This window comes from Sporosarcina sp. AD_1, assembly GCF_057373025.1.
The window spans coordinates 190,066-204,803 of sequence record NZ_JBPVIR010000001.1; the positions used below are offsets into that span (position 1 = coordinate 190,066).

21 protein-coding genes and 1 other annotated feature are annotated in these 14,738 nt (G+C 47.0%); all 21 genes read right to left on the reverse strand.

Features of this window, described 5'->3' with window-relative positions:
* Positions 1 to 11 precede the first annotated feature (11 nt).
* Positions 12 to 467 carry an ACT domain-containing protein gene (locus ACSW3C_RS00960; protein WP_486560378.1) on the reverse strand — a complete coding sequence of 152 codons (456 nt, stop codon included), beginning with the start codon at positions 465 to 467 and terminating at the stop codon, positions 12 to 14.
* A 43-nt stretch (positions 468 to 510) separates the two neighbouring features.
* Positions 511 to 1,800, reverse strand: coding sequence for a GTPase ObgE (obgE, locus tag ACSW3C_RS00965; RefSeq protein WP_486560379.1), 1,290 nt, complete (start codon positions 1,798 to 1,800; stop codon positions 511 to 513).
* Between the two features lie 11 nt (positions 1,801 to 1,811).
* Complete coding sequence (locus tag ACSW3C_RS00970) at positions 1,812 to 2,333, reverse strand: Spo0B domain-containing protein (RefSeq protein WP_486560380.1); 522 nt, start codon at positions 2,331 to 2,333, stop codon at positions 1,812 to 1,814.
* Positions 2,334 to 2,461: 128 nt separating this feature from the next.
* Positions 2,462 to 2,746: a 50S ribosomal protein L27 gene (rpmA, locus tag ACSW3C_RS00975; RefSeq protein ID WP_238082273.1), complete on the reverse strand. Its 285-nt coding sequence runs from the start codon at positions 2,744 to 2,746 to the stop codon at positions 2,462 to 2,464.
* Positions 2,747 to 2,761: 15 nt separating this feature from the next.
* Positions 2,762 to 3,085 (reverse strand): ribosomal-processing cysteine protease Prp, encoded by a 324-nt coding sequence (locus ACSW3C_RS00980; RefSeq protein ID WP_486560381.1) that lies wholly within the window; start codon positions 3,083 to 3,085, stop codon positions 2,762 to 2,764.
* Between the two features lie 6 nt (positions 3,086 to 3,091).
* Positions 3,092 to 3,400 (reverse strand): 50S ribosomal protein L21, encoded by a 309-nt coding sequence (rplU, locus tag ACSW3C_RS00985; RefSeq protein ID WP_184210394.1) that lies wholly within the window; start codon positions 3,398 to 3,400, stop codon positions 3,092 to 3,094.
* A gap of 13 nt (positions 3,401 to 3,413) precedes the next feature.
* Positions 3,414 to 3,487: a sequence feature (ribosomal protein L21 leader region), on the reverse strand.
* 39 nt (positions 3,488 to 3,526) lie between these two features.
* The gene (locus ACSW3C_RS00990) at positions 3,527 to 4,180 is read right to left on the reverse strand and encodes a metalloprotease (RefSeq protein ID WP_486560382.1); all 654 of its coding nucleotides are present in this window, start codon (positions 4,178 to 4,180) and stop codon (positions 3,527 to 3,529) included.
* Positions 4,131 to 4,688 (reverse strand): peptidoglycan DD-metalloendopeptidase family protein, encoded by a 558-nt coding sequence (locus ACSW3C_RS00995; RefSeq protein WP_486560384.1) that lies wholly within the window; start codon positions 4,686 to 4,688, stop codon positions 4,131 to 4,133. Before ACSW3C_RS00995 ends, ACSW3C_RS00990 begins: the two co-directional genes overlap by 50 nt.
* Positions 4,689 to 4,854: 166 nt before the next feature.
* Positions 4,855 to 5,652, reverse strand: coding sequence for a septum site-determining protein MinD (minD, locus tag ACSW3C_RS01000; protein WP_486560385.1), 798 nt, complete (start codon positions 5,650 to 5,652; stop codon positions 4,855 to 4,857).
* A 1-nt stretch (position 5,653) separates the two neighbouring features.
* Positions 5,654 to 6,328 carry a septum site-determining protein MinC gene (gene minC, locus ACSW3C_RS01005; protein ID WP_238082284.1) on the reverse strand — a complete coding sequence of 225 codons (675 nt, stop codon included), beginning with the start codon at positions 6,326 to 6,328 and terminating at the stop codon, positions 5,654 to 5,656.
* Positions 6,329 to 6,352: 24 nt separating this feature from the next.
* Positions 6,353 to 6,874, reverse strand: a complete 522-nt coding sequence (gene mreD, locus ACSW3C_RS01010; RefSeq protein ID WP_238082287.1) for a rod shape-determining protein MreD — start codon at positions 6,872 to 6,874, stop codon at positions 6,353 to 6,355.
* Positions 6,871 to 7,767 (reverse strand): rod shape-determining protein MreC, encoded by an 897-nt coding sequence (gene mreC / locus ACSW3C_RS01015; RefSeq protein WP_486560386.1) that lies wholly within the window; start codon positions 7,765 to 7,767, stop codon positions 6,871 to 6,873. Before mreC ends, mreD begins: the two co-directional genes overlap by 4 nt.
* Positions 7,768 to 7,786: 19 nt before the next feature.
* A complete protein-coding gene (locus ACSW3C_RS01020) occupies positions 7,787 to 8,803 on the reverse strand; it encodes a rod shape-determining protein (RefSeq protein ID WP_272493178.1) in 1,017 nt (338 codons plus the stop codon).
* Positions 8,804 to 8,893: 90 nt separating this feature from the next.
* Positions 8,894 to 9,568: a RadC family protein gene (gene radC / locus ACSW3C_RS01025; RefSeq protein ID WP_486560860.1), complete on the reverse strand. Its 675-nt coding sequence runs from the start codon at positions 9,566 to 9,568 to the stop codon at positions 8,894 to 8,896.
* A 22-nt stretch (positions 9,569 to 9,590) separates the two neighbouring features.
* Positions 9,591 to 10,193 (reverse strand): Maf family protein, encoded by a 603-nt coding sequence (locus tag ACSW3C_RS01030; RefSeq protein ID WP_486560388.1) that lies wholly within the window; start codon positions 10,191 to 10,193, stop codon positions 9,591 to 9,593.
* A gap of 96 nt (positions 10,194 to 10,289) precedes the next feature.
* The gene (locus ACSW3C_RS01035; protein ID WP_486560390.1) at positions 10,290 to 10,949 is read right to left on the reverse strand and encodes a hypothetical protein; all 660 of its coding nucleotides are present in this window, start codon (positions 10,947 to 10,949) and stop codon (positions 10,290 to 10,292) included.
* An 89-nt stretch (positions 10,950 to 11,038) separates the two neighbouring features.
* Positions 11,039 to 11,794: a prepilin peptidase gene (locus ACSW3C_RS01040; protein ID WP_486560392.1), complete on the reverse strand. Its 756-nt coding sequence runs from the start codon at positions 11,792 to 11,794 to the stop codon at positions 11,039 to 11,041.
* Positions 11,791 to 12,480: a pilus assembly protein PilO gene (locus ACSW3C_RS01045; protein ID WP_486560393.1), complete on the reverse strand. Its 690-nt coding sequence runs from the start codon at positions 12,478 to 12,480 to the stop codon at positions 11,791 to 11,793. Before ACSW3C_RS01045 ends, ACSW3C_RS01040 begins: the two co-directional genes overlap by 4 nt.
* Positions 12,473 to 13,105, reverse strand: coding sequence for a hypothetical protein (locus ACSW3C_RS01050; RefSeq protein ID WP_486560395.1), 633 nt, complete (start codon positions 13,103 to 13,105; stop codon positions 12,473 to 12,475). The genes ACSW3C_RS01045 and ACSW3C_RS01050 overlap by 8 nt, the downstream gene beginning before the upstream one ends.
* The gene (gene pilM / locus ACSW3C_RS01055; RefSeq protein ID WP_486560396.1) at positions 13,105 to 14,061 is read right to left on the reverse strand and encodes a type IV pilus biogenesis protein PilM; all 957 of its coding nucleotides are present in this window, start codon (positions 14,059 to 14,061) and stop codon (positions 13,105 to 13,107) included. Before pilM ends, ACSW3C_RS01050 begins: the two co-directional genes overlap by 1 nt.
* Before the next feature lie 214 nt (positions 14,062 to 14,275).
* Entirely contained in the window at positions 14,276 to 14,734 is a 459-nt protein-coding gene (locus ACSW3C_RS01060) for a type IV pilin protein (RefSeq protein ID WP_486560398.1), read from the reverse strand.
* Between the last annotated feature and the right edge of the window lie 4 nt (positions 14,735 to 14,738).

Sequence of the window (14,738 nt, forward strand, 5' to 3'; positions counted from 1 at the left end):
TCCTAGCCAATTCAAAGTGCGCCTGAACTGATTAAATGAACGGAATCGATAAAATTTGGCGCTTTCATGCGCTGCATGAATTCATCCAGCTTTATTGGCATTTCCGTTACATCCAGCGATAACGTAATATTTGCACGGCCCTGTACCGGAATCGTCTGGTGGATCGTCAGAACATTGCACCTTGCATCTGAAATGATTTGAAGAATGGTCGCAAGAGACCCCTGACGATCTTCCAGTTGAATGAAGATCGTTAGGATGCGCTCTCTGGCGATGGATTCGAATGGGAATACCGTATCCCGATATTTATAATAAGCACTCCGGGACAGGCCGACCCGTTTTGTCGCTTCTTGGATCGTCCGTTCTTCCCCGCTCGCAAGCAATCGTTTTGCCTCGAGCATCTTTTGCATCGATTCCGTTAAAACGTCTTCCCGCACAAGATAAAATTGTCCTTTTCCAAGCGGATTCATAGCACGCCTCCCCCAAACGGACCGTAATTACAGGTCTTCTCTCTTATTCGATGAATTCAAATTCAAAATCAAGGATTCGGACAATATCGCCATCCTGTGCACCACGCTCACGAAGCGCATCGTCGACTCCCATGCCGCGCATTTGTCTTGCAAACTTCCGGACAGATTGATCGAAATTGAAATCCGTCATCTTGAACAGGCGTTCAAGCGTATAACCCGACAGCACATATGCGCCGTCATCATCCCGAGTGATTTTGAAGTCAGGCGTTTCGCTCTCATGCTTGTACATGACCGAATGCTCCTCTTCATCATGCTCTTCGTACATCGGGAATTCCGGTGTCGTCTCGAGCAAGTCAGCTACCGCAAACAACAAATCATCCAGCCCTTGGCGGGTGATCGCTGAGATCGGGAATATCCGGATGGAGTCATCGTTCAGCTTTTCTTTGAACAGCTGTAAGTTCTCTTCCGAATCCGGCATGTCCATCTTATTCGCCACGATGACCTGCGGTCGCTCCATCAACCGCAAATTGTATTGCTCCAGCTCCGCATTAATTGTTGTGTAATCTTCATACGGATCTCGTCCTTCCAGTCCGGACATATCAATCACATGAATGATGACGCGCGTCCGTTCGATATGGCGAAGGAACTGATGTCCTAACCCGACACCTTCATGCGCCCCTTCAATTAAACCAGGCAAATCCGCAAGCACAAAGGTCCGGTTGTCCACCGTTTCAACCATACCCAGATTCGGGACGAGCGTTGTAAAATGATAATCGGCAATTTTCGGCTTTGCTGCAGAGACAACCGACAGCAACGTCGATTTGCCGACACTAGGAAATCCGACCAGGCCTGCGTCTGCCAAAACTTTCAGTTCCAGCACGATTTCCCTTTCCACGCCCGGCTCTCCTTTTTCCGACAGTTCAGGCGCCGAATTCTGTGGTGTCGCAAACCGGGAATTTCCACGTCCTCCGCGTCCGCCTTTTGCAATAACAGCCGTTTGTCCGTGCTCAACGAGATCGGCGATGACTTCGTCTGTCTCGGCATTCTTGACGACTGTGCCAGGAGGAACCTTGACAACCATATCTTCTCCTCCGCGGCCATGCTTGTTCTTACTGCCGCCATGCTCTCCACGCGGCGCTTTGAAATGGCGCTGATAACGGAAATCCATCAACGTCCGCAATCCTTCGTCGACGATGAAAACAACATCGCCTCCTTTGCCTCCGTCACCGCCGGCAGGGCCGCCGTATGCGACGTACTTTTCACGACGGAACGCAACCATCCCGTCTCCGCCATCCCCGCCTTTGACATATACTTTTACATGATCGACAAACATAGTTCTTCCTCCTATCGTCCACTGATCGTGAACGTCCATTGGCCATCATCGGCCGTTTCCGTAATCTCAATATTTAAATTGCCTGTAATAGCCGGACATACAACAGGCACTGTTTCTTCCAGTTCCATTTGGATGCTCCACTCCGAATCAGTTGCTGATACGTGAATGATCAACTCATGGTCATCCAAAGGATTCAAAACGGCCGCGATTGATTGAACTACTGTTTCCAAATAGTCTGCCACCGCACGATCGTCCACTGCCCGATCAGCAGCTGCTACAATATCACACTCAATCCGTTTCGAGAATTCAGTATGGACCCAATCAAACGTATTCAGCCATTTCTCTACCGAAGGCATGCGCAGCCGTTCCAGCATAGCCATGGAGCGTTGCCGTTCCGTCGCTCCTAAAATCGCCTTCCGCGCTTCTTCCTTATTATCCAAATCGATATATAATAGTATTAGCTGAAGCTCATTCAAAAAATCATGTCTGGCAAATTTCAGCGCTTCCGTCACTGTTATTTGTTTGGTATCCATTTTTTCACCGCCAACTGTGTCATACTTTAAAGTATAACATTTCATCAGTTGGAAATACATGAAGGAAACGCTGATGAATCCAAAAAAGGACTGCATATTAACTATGCAGTCCTGTTTGTTGATATCCATTAAGCTTCTTTAGGATAAACGCTCACTTTCTTCTTGTCGCGGCCAAAACGTTCAAAACGAACAACGCCGTCAACTTTTGCGAAAAGTGTATCGTCACCGCCGCGGCCAACGTTTTCACCTGGGTGAATTTTTGTTCCGCGCTGGCGATAAAGGATTGAGCCGCCTGTTACGAATTGTCCGTCAGCGCGCTTTGCGCCAAGACGTTTCGATTCAGAGTCACGACCGTTCTTTGTAGAACCTACCCCTTTTTTCGATGCAAAAAACTGGAGATCCAAACGTAGCATGTGATCCACCTCCTGTCATTTGAAAGTAATCTGTATATGGTTCCCATAATCTTGTTCAATCGTCTGCAATGAAACAATCATCGCCCTGACAATCAGTTGGATTTCAGTATCCTTTTCCGTAACCGGAAAGTCTACTTTCATATATCCGCCATCCGATCCCTGCTTAATTTCAGGCGTGATTCCAGTCAATGCGATAATAGCGTTGACGGATCCGAACGAAACGGCTGAAGCCCCTGCACAAACAAGGTCTTTTCCATGTTCAGCATAGTCGGCGTGGCCTTTCATTTCAAAAGAGCTGATGCGGCCCGATGGCTGTTCAGTGATAATGACTTTGATCATGCCGGCTTACAGATTGATGCCTTCGATGACAACTTTCGTGTATGGCTGACGATGACCTTGCTTCTTGTGGTAGTTCTTTTTCGGCTTGTATTTGAAGACAGTGATCTTCTTACCGCGGCCATGCTTAACGATTTTACCAGTAACCGTTGCACCTTCCACGAATGGAGCGCCAACTTTCACGTCTTCTCCACCAACGAATAGAACTTTGTCGAATGTTACAGTTTCCTCAGCTTCGCCGACTACTTTTTCGATGTAGACTTCTTGGCCTTGTTCGACTTTGATTTGTTTTCCACCAGTTTCAATGATTGCGTACATACTTGCACCTCCTCTATAGACTCAGACTCGCCCTCCAAGGTGATCCAAACGGATGCTTGTACCTTATCAGCGCGGTTGTAGCACGGGTGCTACAAACAATAACATTAAAATATTACCACGCCACGCTTACCGCGTCAACTGTTTTTCAATTAACCGTTCATAAGCATACTCGTATTTGCGATATCGGTAAGATGATATATTCTGAAACAATAGAAAAGCAGCTAAGCACATATAGAGGAGCGTATCTGGAAAACCATTTAGCAAAACTAGCAAGCTGGCCGCCAATAAAAGAATAGAACCCATTAAAAAAAGAGACTTCGATTGTTGTCTCTTTTCTTTCCGCTCCAGCAGCGTACTCAGCGCCTGTCCTCCATCCAAAGGAAGTATAGGGAGCAAGTTTAGCATAAGGATGGCCAGCTGAATTTTCTTTAACTCGGCAGAACCCGGTACATTATTAAAACTTACGATCATCAGCAGCAGAGCCGTTGCAATGGGACCTCCCAGCGCTACACCAATCCTCGCCTTTTTGGAATAAAGATAGCGTTTCGGTATGGAAAGCTCGCCGCCATAAGGAAGAATGGTACAGGAACGGACACGCATTCCCGCCCATTTTGCGGCAAGAACATGTCCAGCCTCGTGAACTAAAAGAGACAGAAAAATGAGGGCATAAAGAGATAAACCGCCTGTCAGAGCCAAAAAGGCAAAAAACGGCAACAGGATGGGGTGGAGCTTAATTCGCATCGGCCGGTTCCGAGAAATACGTGGCCAGCATGTCGGCATCCAAATTTATTCCTTCCCGCTTCACTTGCAAATACATCGTCTCTTCATTCATCAGAGCGAGTGTTTCTCCTTTCTTTACAGTCGTATAGGGCAACTTCGAGATACTTCCAACAAATCCATACGTCACCTCGTCACCATCATCATAAAGAACCGTCACTGTTTTACCCGATTGTCTGGTAGACCCCGTAAAAACGACCAGGCCATCCCCTCGGGCAAGAACAGGCATTGGCTGAGAATACGAGACGATAACTCCTTTGTCATACGGCTGCATTGATTCATACGAGGCAAAAGGGACATCTACGTCCTGTTTTCCCGTCACTGCAATTGTTTCCGTTTTATCGTCTCCCAGTATCGAAGCGACCCATTTCTTCATCACAATAAAATCTTTTCCTGTCGTTACATATTGTGTAACGGGTTTCTTCACCAGCCCAACCTCTTCTAATTTCGCGACGCCGATAACTCCGATCGTCAGAACAATTGCTGCCATCCATTTTGTTTTCCATTTCATCCGCCGCACCGCCTTTTTCCCAGTATATGACGAGGACAGGCAGAATATTATGGGCGAATGCCAAGAGAATTGAAAGAAAGTTCAGTCGTTCATTTCATTTACAGTGGCGCCAGCCAAATAAAAACACACCTGTTGGCATTTTTTCATACCAAGAGGTGTGCAGGCGTCATTTTGCAAATAATGATTTCAATTTCCTAAAAAAGCCGGGTTTCCCTGTATCCAACGACATGAGCGGAACCGATTCACCCAATATGCGTCTCGCAATATTGCGGTAACCGATCGCTGCCGGATTGGAAGGATCCATTACGACAGGCTCTCCTTTGTTGGAAGAAGAGATGACGTTTTCATCGTCCAACACGATCCCAAGCAAATCAATCGATAGGTGGGTCGTAATTTCGTTGACATCGAGAGCATCGCCCCGATTGACGAGCTGGCTCTTGATCCGGTTGATAATGAGCTTTGGCGGATCGATCGGCTCCGCTTCCAACAGGCCGATAATCCGGTCTGCATCCCGAACAGCTGAGATTTCAGGTGTCGTGACAACAATGGCACGATCCGCGCCAGCCACCGCATTTTTATAGCCCTGTTCAATACCGGCCGGGCAATCGATTAAAACGTAATCATAGTCACGCTTTAATTCTGTGACCAGCTCTTTCATCTCTTCAGGGGATATGGCATTTTTATCAGTCGTTTGGGCGGCCGGCAATAAAAAGAGGCCATCCTCGAAACGCTTGTCTTTAACTAATGCTTGGTGTACTTTACAACGGCCTTTGATCACATCGACGAGATCATATATGATACGATTTTCAAGGCCTAGGATGACATCCAGATTCCGTAGACCGATATCTGTATCAACAAGGCATACCTTTTTGCCTTGCAGGGCCAATGCAGTTCCAAGGTTCGCAGAAGTCGTCGTCTTTCCGACTCCGCCTTTACCAGATGTTATTACTATTGCTTCCCCCACATCAGCTTCCTCCTTTGAAAGTTGACAGATTTGGCCGGAGAATCCGAAGTTCCTGCAAACGATCAATGGCGATGAAGCCATTTGAATGAATGTAGGCGCATTCCATTTCCGGTTGTTCCGATAAAATTGTCAATTCGTCAGTCATCGTTTCCATCTTATCAGCAATGATTAAATGCGTAGCCTCAAGCCATGATGCAGCGATTACACAATCTTCGTTGCCTCCTGCACCGGCATGAGCCATCCCTTTCAGGCGGCCGAGCACATAAATGCTTCCTGCAGCGACCACCTTGCCATTCGGATTGACATCTCCGATGACAACGAGATCACCTTCCGCTTCAATCACTTGCCCAGAGCGGACGATACCGATATACGTTTCGGACTGGCGTTCAACGATTTTCTGATTGCACTCGTCCATTGAGATAACATCACTTTGAATTTTAGAGACTCGCAGATGAGGCGACTCATGCACAATCGCCATGATCTCCCGCAGCTCTTCCTCATTGCAGAATCGGTGTCCCGTGTGGACCTTAACCTCTGCTACGCCTTCCAGGCTGTTTTCGCTCACTTTTCTGCGGAGTTCCGCAATCATATCCGAATACGAGCATTTATCATCAAGTCGGAGGACAAGGCCGTCTTTTGTCCCTTTTATCGTTACAAATTGCTGTTTCGTCGTCATTTGCGTCCCCCACAATTTCTTGAGTTATGATCCGGCCTGATTTTGCATTCCTCTTCCGGTCATCACTTTTTTGAACAACCAGCCGAACATTCCAATAAAGATGGCATTGGCAATCATCGTCGGTACCAGGCGTCTTACGATGAATTCATCCAGATGGATGGAAGTCAAAGCAATCAGACTGGCAAAGAAGTAAGAAAGCAATTCAAGTAACACGATGAGTATCACCGATAAGAACATCACGGTAACAATATGACGATGTACTTGGCGTATTAGCAACGCACCGAGATAACAGACCAGCGGATATAAAAAAGTATATACTCCAATAATATCAATGTGATACATATCATACAAGAGTCCAAGTATTAAACCTAACAGGATGGCCCGCTTCTGATTGTAATAGACAGCGAGAAAAATGAGGTAGACGATGACGAAACGGGGTACAAGTATATATTCCATGCCCCCTATGTCGATCGGGGAAAACAAACTAAAAACAGGCTCCAGGAAAAAGAGACAGACCGCAAGCAGAGGGATGATGAACCGGCTCATGATTCATCCTCCCCCTGGTCTTCCGTCGGACTCTCCGTATCTGTACCCTTTTTATATACTTCCATCTTCCGTTTGGCAATGACAACATGATCGAGCATGGAGAAATCCGCAGCCGGGCGGATATAAGCCAATTTCGTCAAGCCGTAATCATCTGTCGACACTTCTGTCACTTCCCCGATATAAAGCCCTTTCGGGAAAATACCGCCTAACCCTGAAGATTCTACTTTCATGCCCACTTTAACATCAAAACTCGAATCAATCCGTTTCATGATTAATTCTCTGCGGTCCGGGTCATACCCTTCAATCAAACCAAAAACGGATGTTTCACCCGGGATGACTGCAGCCACACGGAAATTACGGTTTTCTGTCGAAAGAAGTTCGACAGTGGCATTCGTTTTCGTCACATTGACTACTTTTCCGACCAGCCCTTTCGCTGTTATTACCGCCATGTCCAATTCCACTCCGCTTGTCGAACCACGGTCGACAATGACTTTCTCCTCCCATTGATCGGGATTTCGCGAGATGACCGTCGCCTGGATCGGATCAAATGCCCGCAAGTCTTCTGTCTTACCAATCAATTCTCTCAAGCGTTTGTTTTCTGCTTTGACATCAGCCAGCTCCACTTGGTTCGAAGCGTACTCTTGCAGTCTCGCTTTCAGTTGCTTGTTTTCCTCATATGTATTCAATATCCCGTCAATCTTTTCGATTGTGCCCGTAATATAGTGCGCCGGCTTCGAAAATAAGGATTGTCCGAAGCCGACGACATCTTTCACTATCTGTTCAGGGATCGTAGCATTTCTGCGATCCTTCAGGGAGAATGAAATCAATGCCACAAGCACGATGACGCCAACGAGCAATAATATCAATCGTTTATTTGAAAAAAATCGCGGCATTGGCCCAAATCCTCCCTACTTATTTCGCTTGCATCTTTTTAATGACGTCGAAGTTATCGAGCGCCTTGCCCGTACCGATCGCAACGCAATCAAGCGGATCTTCCGCAATGAAAACAGGCATATTCGTCTCGTCCGAAATCACCTTGTCCAAGTTTTGCAGCAACGCACCGCCGCCAGTCAAAACAATTCCGCGTTCCATGACGTCCGCAGACAATTCAGGTGGAGTTGCTTCCAATGTCTTTTTGACGCCTTCAATAATTTGAGTAATGGATTCACGAAGCGCTTCTACAATCTCGTCCGATGTGACTTCGAGTGTTTTCGGCAAACCTGTCAATAAATCGCGGCCTCTGATTTCCATCTTATCCGCTTTATTCGTCACACGTGCCGATCCAATTTCGATTTTGATCGCTTCCGCAGTCCGTTCACCAATTGTCAAATTGTACGTTTTGCGTATGTAACTGATGATGGCTCCATCCATGGAGTCACCGCCAACACGGATCGATTCACTCGTTACGATGCCGCCTAATGAAATAACAGCTACCTCTGTCGTACCGCCACCTATATCGACGACCATACTTCCTGTAGGTTCCCAAACTGGCAAATTTGCTCCGATTGCTGCTGCAAATGGCTCTTCAATCGTAAATGCATCTTTTGCACCAGCTTGTCTTGCCGCGTCAATAACAGCACGCTGTTCGACAGATGTGATGCCATAAGGAACACAAACCATGACATTTGGCTTTTTCCATGCGCTTCCTGCCGCTTTTGTTGCTTCTTTCATGTAATGCTCGATCATCGCTGTCGTAATTTCAAAATCTGCGATAACCCCGTCTTTCATTGGACGCGTTGCCACAATGGACCCCGGTGTACGCCCGATCATGTTTTTCGCCGCGCTTCCGACTGCTACGATTTCATTTGTCACTGTATTTTTCGCTACTACGGAAGGCTCCCGAAGTACAATACCTTTACCTTTAATGAAAACTAATGTATTAGCTGTGCCAAGGTCAATCCCGACATCTCTTGAACCTAATCCAAACAAATCTGTTCTTCCTTTCTTCTCGACCGTTAAAAATGGTCTTCTTAAAATCATACAACACATTATAACGGATAGAAGAACAAATTCACAGTGTCACATATACCCTTTCTCTTTTAGGCTGATAAAACGATGGTCCCCAATGATGACATGATCCAGTAAATCAATGCCTACAATAGACCCTGCTTCGACTAATCGTTTTGTCACTTCGATGTCCTCCGGAGAAGGCGCCGGGTGGCCTGATGGGTGATTATGCGCGACAATGATCGAGGCGGCTGACCGCTTGACCGCTTCCCTGAAAATCTCCCGTGGATGCACAATCGAGGAGTTTAGGCTACCAATAAATACCGTCTGTTTATGAAGCACTTCATTTTTTACATTTAAGAATAACACGACAAAATGTTCCTGCTGCAACGAAGACATGTCCGTCATCAAATAGGCTGCAGCGTCCTCCGGCGAACGGATCGTATATCGTCCTTCCGTATGTTTCTGGTACAGCCTTTTACCTATTTCCACAGCAGCTAAAATCTGCACGGCCTTAGCCTGCCCAACTCCTTTGACAGACATCATTTCCTCAATGGTGGCTTCTCTAAGATCTTGTATTTTATCAAAAGACGTTAAAATTCGATTGGCAAGCATCAGCACCGATTCCTCTTTCGTCCCAGTTCGCAGCAAGATAGCAATCAGCTCCTGGTTCGACAAACTGCTCGCCCCTTGCCGGATCAGCCTTTCACGAGGTCTATCCGATACATGGACATCACGAATCATCATTTGCCCCCTCAGCTTCGTCAATTCAGGCGTCGCCTCCTTGCAGGGAAAGGATGTTCATCTCTCGCATGCGGCTGGCCAATTTAGCGATCGGCAAGCCGACAACATTATAATAATCCCCCTCGATTTTATCGACCAACAGAGCGCCGGCCGTCTGGATACCATACGCCCCTGCCTTGTCCATCGGATCTCCTGATTCAACATACCAGTCAATCAAATCATCATCCAAGTCCTTGAAAAACACCTTAGTTTCCTCGCATAAAAGGCTACTTTGGCCTCCCTGCAAAATGGCTACCCCGGTATAGACCGAATGGGCTTTGCCAGAGAACTCCCACATAAACCGTTTTGCTTCTTGTGCATCAATAGGCTTATGATAGATCGCATCTTCAAAAACGACGATTGTATCAGCACCGATGACTACAGCTTCTTGCACCTTCTCTGCAACTGCTTCCGCTTTAGTCAGTGCCAGCGTCTTGACGAAGCCCTCGAAATCCCTCCCTTGCAACTCCAGGTCTTCCTCGACATCACTTGGCATCACTTCAAACGGAATGCCCGCCATCTCCAGTAATTCCTTTCGTCTTGGGGAAGAGGAAGCCAAGACAATTCGTTGTTCGCTATGAAATTTCATTCATGAAAACCTCCTTTTCCCTATCATACTCGAGAAAAGGTTCATTGAAAATTGTCCAGAAAGCGCGATATCTTCATTTTCCGGCCCTAATTGGCTTCAAAATGAAATTTTCGCACACCCGTCTTTGATAGAATAATGAGATAATAAATACAGCCGAATGACTTGCAGATCGCTTGTAAATGCAGTAACGGCGGTAATTTGCTTTGCAAACTCAGCTCCGATTCCCCCACTTGGATCACTGCTTGAGGAAGCAGCCAAATCTTTAATTTTGGCTACATCCGTTTCGGCCAAAATGTCCTTCAATTTACCTGCACCTGATGCAGAACAAGCTCCTGCCTCTACTGTAAAAGGTTTTCGATACGTCTCTTGTGCAGCATCTGCATCTATCTCCTGTTCGGTTAACCCGATCGCACTCCAAACGAAATATTGATCTTGCGCTTTAACAACCGACGCTTCGGAGAGATCGGGCCGTCCCGCAATGAAGGCAGAAGCGGATTGGTCTGTCGAAAAGACTCCATGTTGCTTGGCGTACAACTGTAGCGACGCACCTGGTGCAGGATTATCTGCTGGCGCTTCGACAGCAGGTGGGCCTGAAGCAGGCACCTCCTTACTGACAGCGGCTGTTTTGTCCTTCATTTTATCCCCTGTCCCGACCAAAATGAATCCGACAATGGCAACCGCTGCGACGCCGATCACGACGCCATGAAGCACTGCCATCAGAACTGTTATCTTTGAATACTTCCTTCTGAAGTTCATGCCTGTCCACCCCGTTTTTAGTAACTGTACCAAAGGGAACGTGAAAAAGAACAAGACGTATGTCGCCTTGCTCTTAAAAACTTATCGACTTATTGAAATAAATTGCCGTACCAATCGACAAAAGCGGCTCCCCAAAAATAGGAAACAAGAGCCGCAAACGCAATGGACGGACCAAATGGCACAGGCGTTTTGCGCCCTTTCCCTGTTCTTTTCAAGTGGATGATACCAGCAATGGATCCCACCAAGGAAGCGAGAAAGAGCGTAAGCAAGGTATCGACGGTCCCGATGGCGAACCCGATGGCAAGAAATAATTTAATATCTCCACCGCCCATGCCGCCTTTCGACAAGACAGCGATGAGCAATAATACCGCAAAACCAATTGCGCCCCCGAGCACGCTGTCCCACCACGGATCAAGCGGGATGAAAAAACGCAGAACCAAAAAAAACATAGCGGCCGGCAGGACCACTTTATCCGGGATAATCATATACGCAAAATCCGAAACGGTGATGATGACAAGCATGGAGGAGAGCAAAATTGCCACAATTAGCTCAGCGCTCCAGCCAAAATGATAGAAGGAGTATGCAAATAGAAGCCCTGTCACCAGCTCCATCACCGGGTAGACCGCGCTGATCCGGTTCCCGCAAGTACGGCATTTGCCGCCCAACACGACATAAGAAAAAACCGGTATCAAGTCCAGCGCTTTCAACTGCCTGCCGCATGAACCGCAATGGGAGGGCGGCGAGACAATCGACTCTTTCTTCGGCACGCGCAAACCGACGACGTTGAAGAAAGAACCAAAGACCAGGCCATATACGAAAAACAGCACAACGTATACTGCTGTCACTGATCGCTCTCCTCCTCATCCTGTACGCTCGAATTGAACGGAGTCGGATCGTCCTTGGCAGCAGGCTTCGGTGCGTCGACTTTTGGCGCTTCATCCAAGAGAGCTGTCAGATCAGGACGATAAAATGCTCTGAAAGAAACGGCCAACTCCAGTGTCCGTGGCTCTTTCGAAGTAGTCTGCAGCTCCTCAGGAGCAGTAAATTCCATTGAATCCATTACAAAAATTCGATCCATCTCCTCAATTTCTTCAATAAAACGGTCGACTTGGGCGTAGTTGCCCGCTTGTAATTTCACTTCAACCAAAAGTGATTGGATGGAAGCCGTATCTTCAGATGGCGGATCCAGCACAAGCGGTTCACGGTTGAAGTTGACTTCCTCAACAACCGTCCCGGATTTCACTTCCGCTTCGCCAATTTGAAGCAGCACCTTGTCATCCAGGGGAAGAACAGGCACTTTCGCCTGCAGCGGCCTCGAACTTGCATAGCCAGCCGTCTCTACTTTCGCCTGTTGCTTTTCCAGAGCAATCAAGACATTCCGTTCATTGGAAACAGTGTTTGCTGCAAGTGCATTCGCTTCCTTCGCTGGCACATAAAGGCGGAAATAAGAGAACAGGGACAACGCCAACAGGAAAACGGCGGATAGGATAACTAAAGCCATTTCCTTTTGCCGTTTAGACAAATTACTCATCCGCATTCTCCCCTTCCTGCTCTGCCTCCTGCACAGACTCCATTTCTGCCATTCGGCTATCTTCGAATTCAATCAAATAAGTCGCTTGATAACGCGGAATTTCGGAAGACATCTTAGGAGATCCGTCTGCTGACTCTAACTGTTCAGCGGTAACCGATTCGATCGAAGCATCCACGATCGCCTCACTCGAAAGTAGGCGCGTGAGATAGTAAGACGCAGCTTGTTTATCATCAAACTGGACAGTCACCTCTGCAAAATGTGGCTGTGTAAACGTGAACGTCACAAAAAAGCCCCGTTCCGGCAACAACGCAACCATGTCACGGAGAAGCGGCAACGTCTCATACCGATGCCCTTCCAAAAAGCGAACCGACCGTTCTAAATCAGCAACAGCCGTTTTCGTCCCGCCTGCCTGTTCCGACGCTTCACCGCCTTGAAGAGCTGCCTGGTCCTGCTGAATGGCAATGATCTGCTGATCCAATTTTTCAGTATCAGCAGCAAGCCTCCCCGACAGGACAAAGAAAACGACCCAAATAAGGAGGGAAACACCAAGCAGGCTGATCGCAAGGATCAAAAGTCTGGAGCGTTCCTTCTCTTTTTCAGGCAATAGATTAATATCGATCAGCATCACGTCACCTCTTTCAGCGCAAGGCCGACAGTCCGGTTAAAAGAAGGATCAAGCGCTTGGCCATCAGGCAAACGAAGCGGTTCCCCGGCTAACAGATGCGCCTTGACGGAAAAACGGTCCTGTGCAAGAGCAAGAAGCTCGTCCATCCCCTCAAAATCGCCATTCACAAGGAGATGCGTAATAGATGCAGCGCCGTTCAACATGTTGTATCGATAGAAGTTCATCAGTTTTTCAAGCTCCATGACAACAGACATCGGCGTGACAGTCGAAGAGGCCGCAGCGGCTATACCAGAAACCGTCAAATCAGCCGCCTGGTCCAAATCGACCGGCCGCATGAACAGCGGATAATGATCATGGAAAATCGAAACAGTCAACCGCCCGGCATGCAAATCGGCAAGCATGACATGCTCCGTCCCATCATACGCAAACAACCGATGCGCCAGCCGGTACAAAGCGAGCGGACTAATATCACAAGCGACCGGATCCAGCTTCACCGCTTTCAGAACGTCTTCATACCCGTTCAAAATACTTTCCTTGGACGCAATCAAAATCGCCTCATGCCCTTGCACAGCAGGCGTATACGGGACGACGTCAAACACCGGATCATCAAAAGGCAAATAAATCGTCGAACCGATTTCAATGAAGAAATGGCCCTTCAATTCATCCAGCTCCACATCATCCGGATAAGAAACTTTCCGGATCAACACATATGTATCAGGGGCCAAAAAACGGACATCCCGTTTCGCGATGCCCCAATCTTTCAAAACCCCTTCCAGAAGAACGGTCAATGTCTCCGCATCAACAATCTTCCCATCGACAATCGTATTCGGCGGCAGCACAATTTCCTCAGCCGCTTCCACAACAAGCGGATCGAGGGACTTCAAACGGACATACCGTACCGCATCGTCCTCAATCGTAAGCGAAGCCGTCCGCGAACGGCGCGAAAAAATGGACATCCCGTCAACTCCTGGTGAAATTTGATTGCAAATAGTTTTATAGTATGAGTATAGCAAATGGGTGTAGGGCGTGGAAGGGACAACTTAGTATTTAGGAAAGTCATTTTGAAGATTAATGATTTAAAAAGAGCCATGTAATACATTTGCATTCTATTCATATTTATAATTATGAGAAATCCCCAAAAACAAAAAGAAGGAGGTGAAGCCCCCTTCATTAAGATCCTGGAGTTGTTGATGCTGTACCATTGACAGTTTTTTCATTTCCACTATCGTTTATATTTTTTACAGTAGCTTTCGTAAAAGTAATTGTCTTATCGGACTTCCCTTTTACATACTCGGCAGTTGCCGTAATACTTATATCACTACCTTTTTCAGCATTAAATACCTCTCCTGATGTTGGTAAGGTACCTAAATCTTTCATATAGCCTTGTTTTTGTAATTCATCTAATGTAATACTAGATTTAGTATCGTTTTCAGCAAAATACAACTGAGCAGCAGAAATTGCATTTAAAGCATCCGCCTTAGCAGCTTTAATTCTAGAATTTTCAATAATACTACCAATCGACGGCACCGCAATCGCCGCAATAATCCCCAAAATAACAATAACGGCTAATAGTTCGACAAGCGTTAAACCCTTTTCGTTCTTCAGTCTTTTCTGCAAAAACTTTTTCATGTAA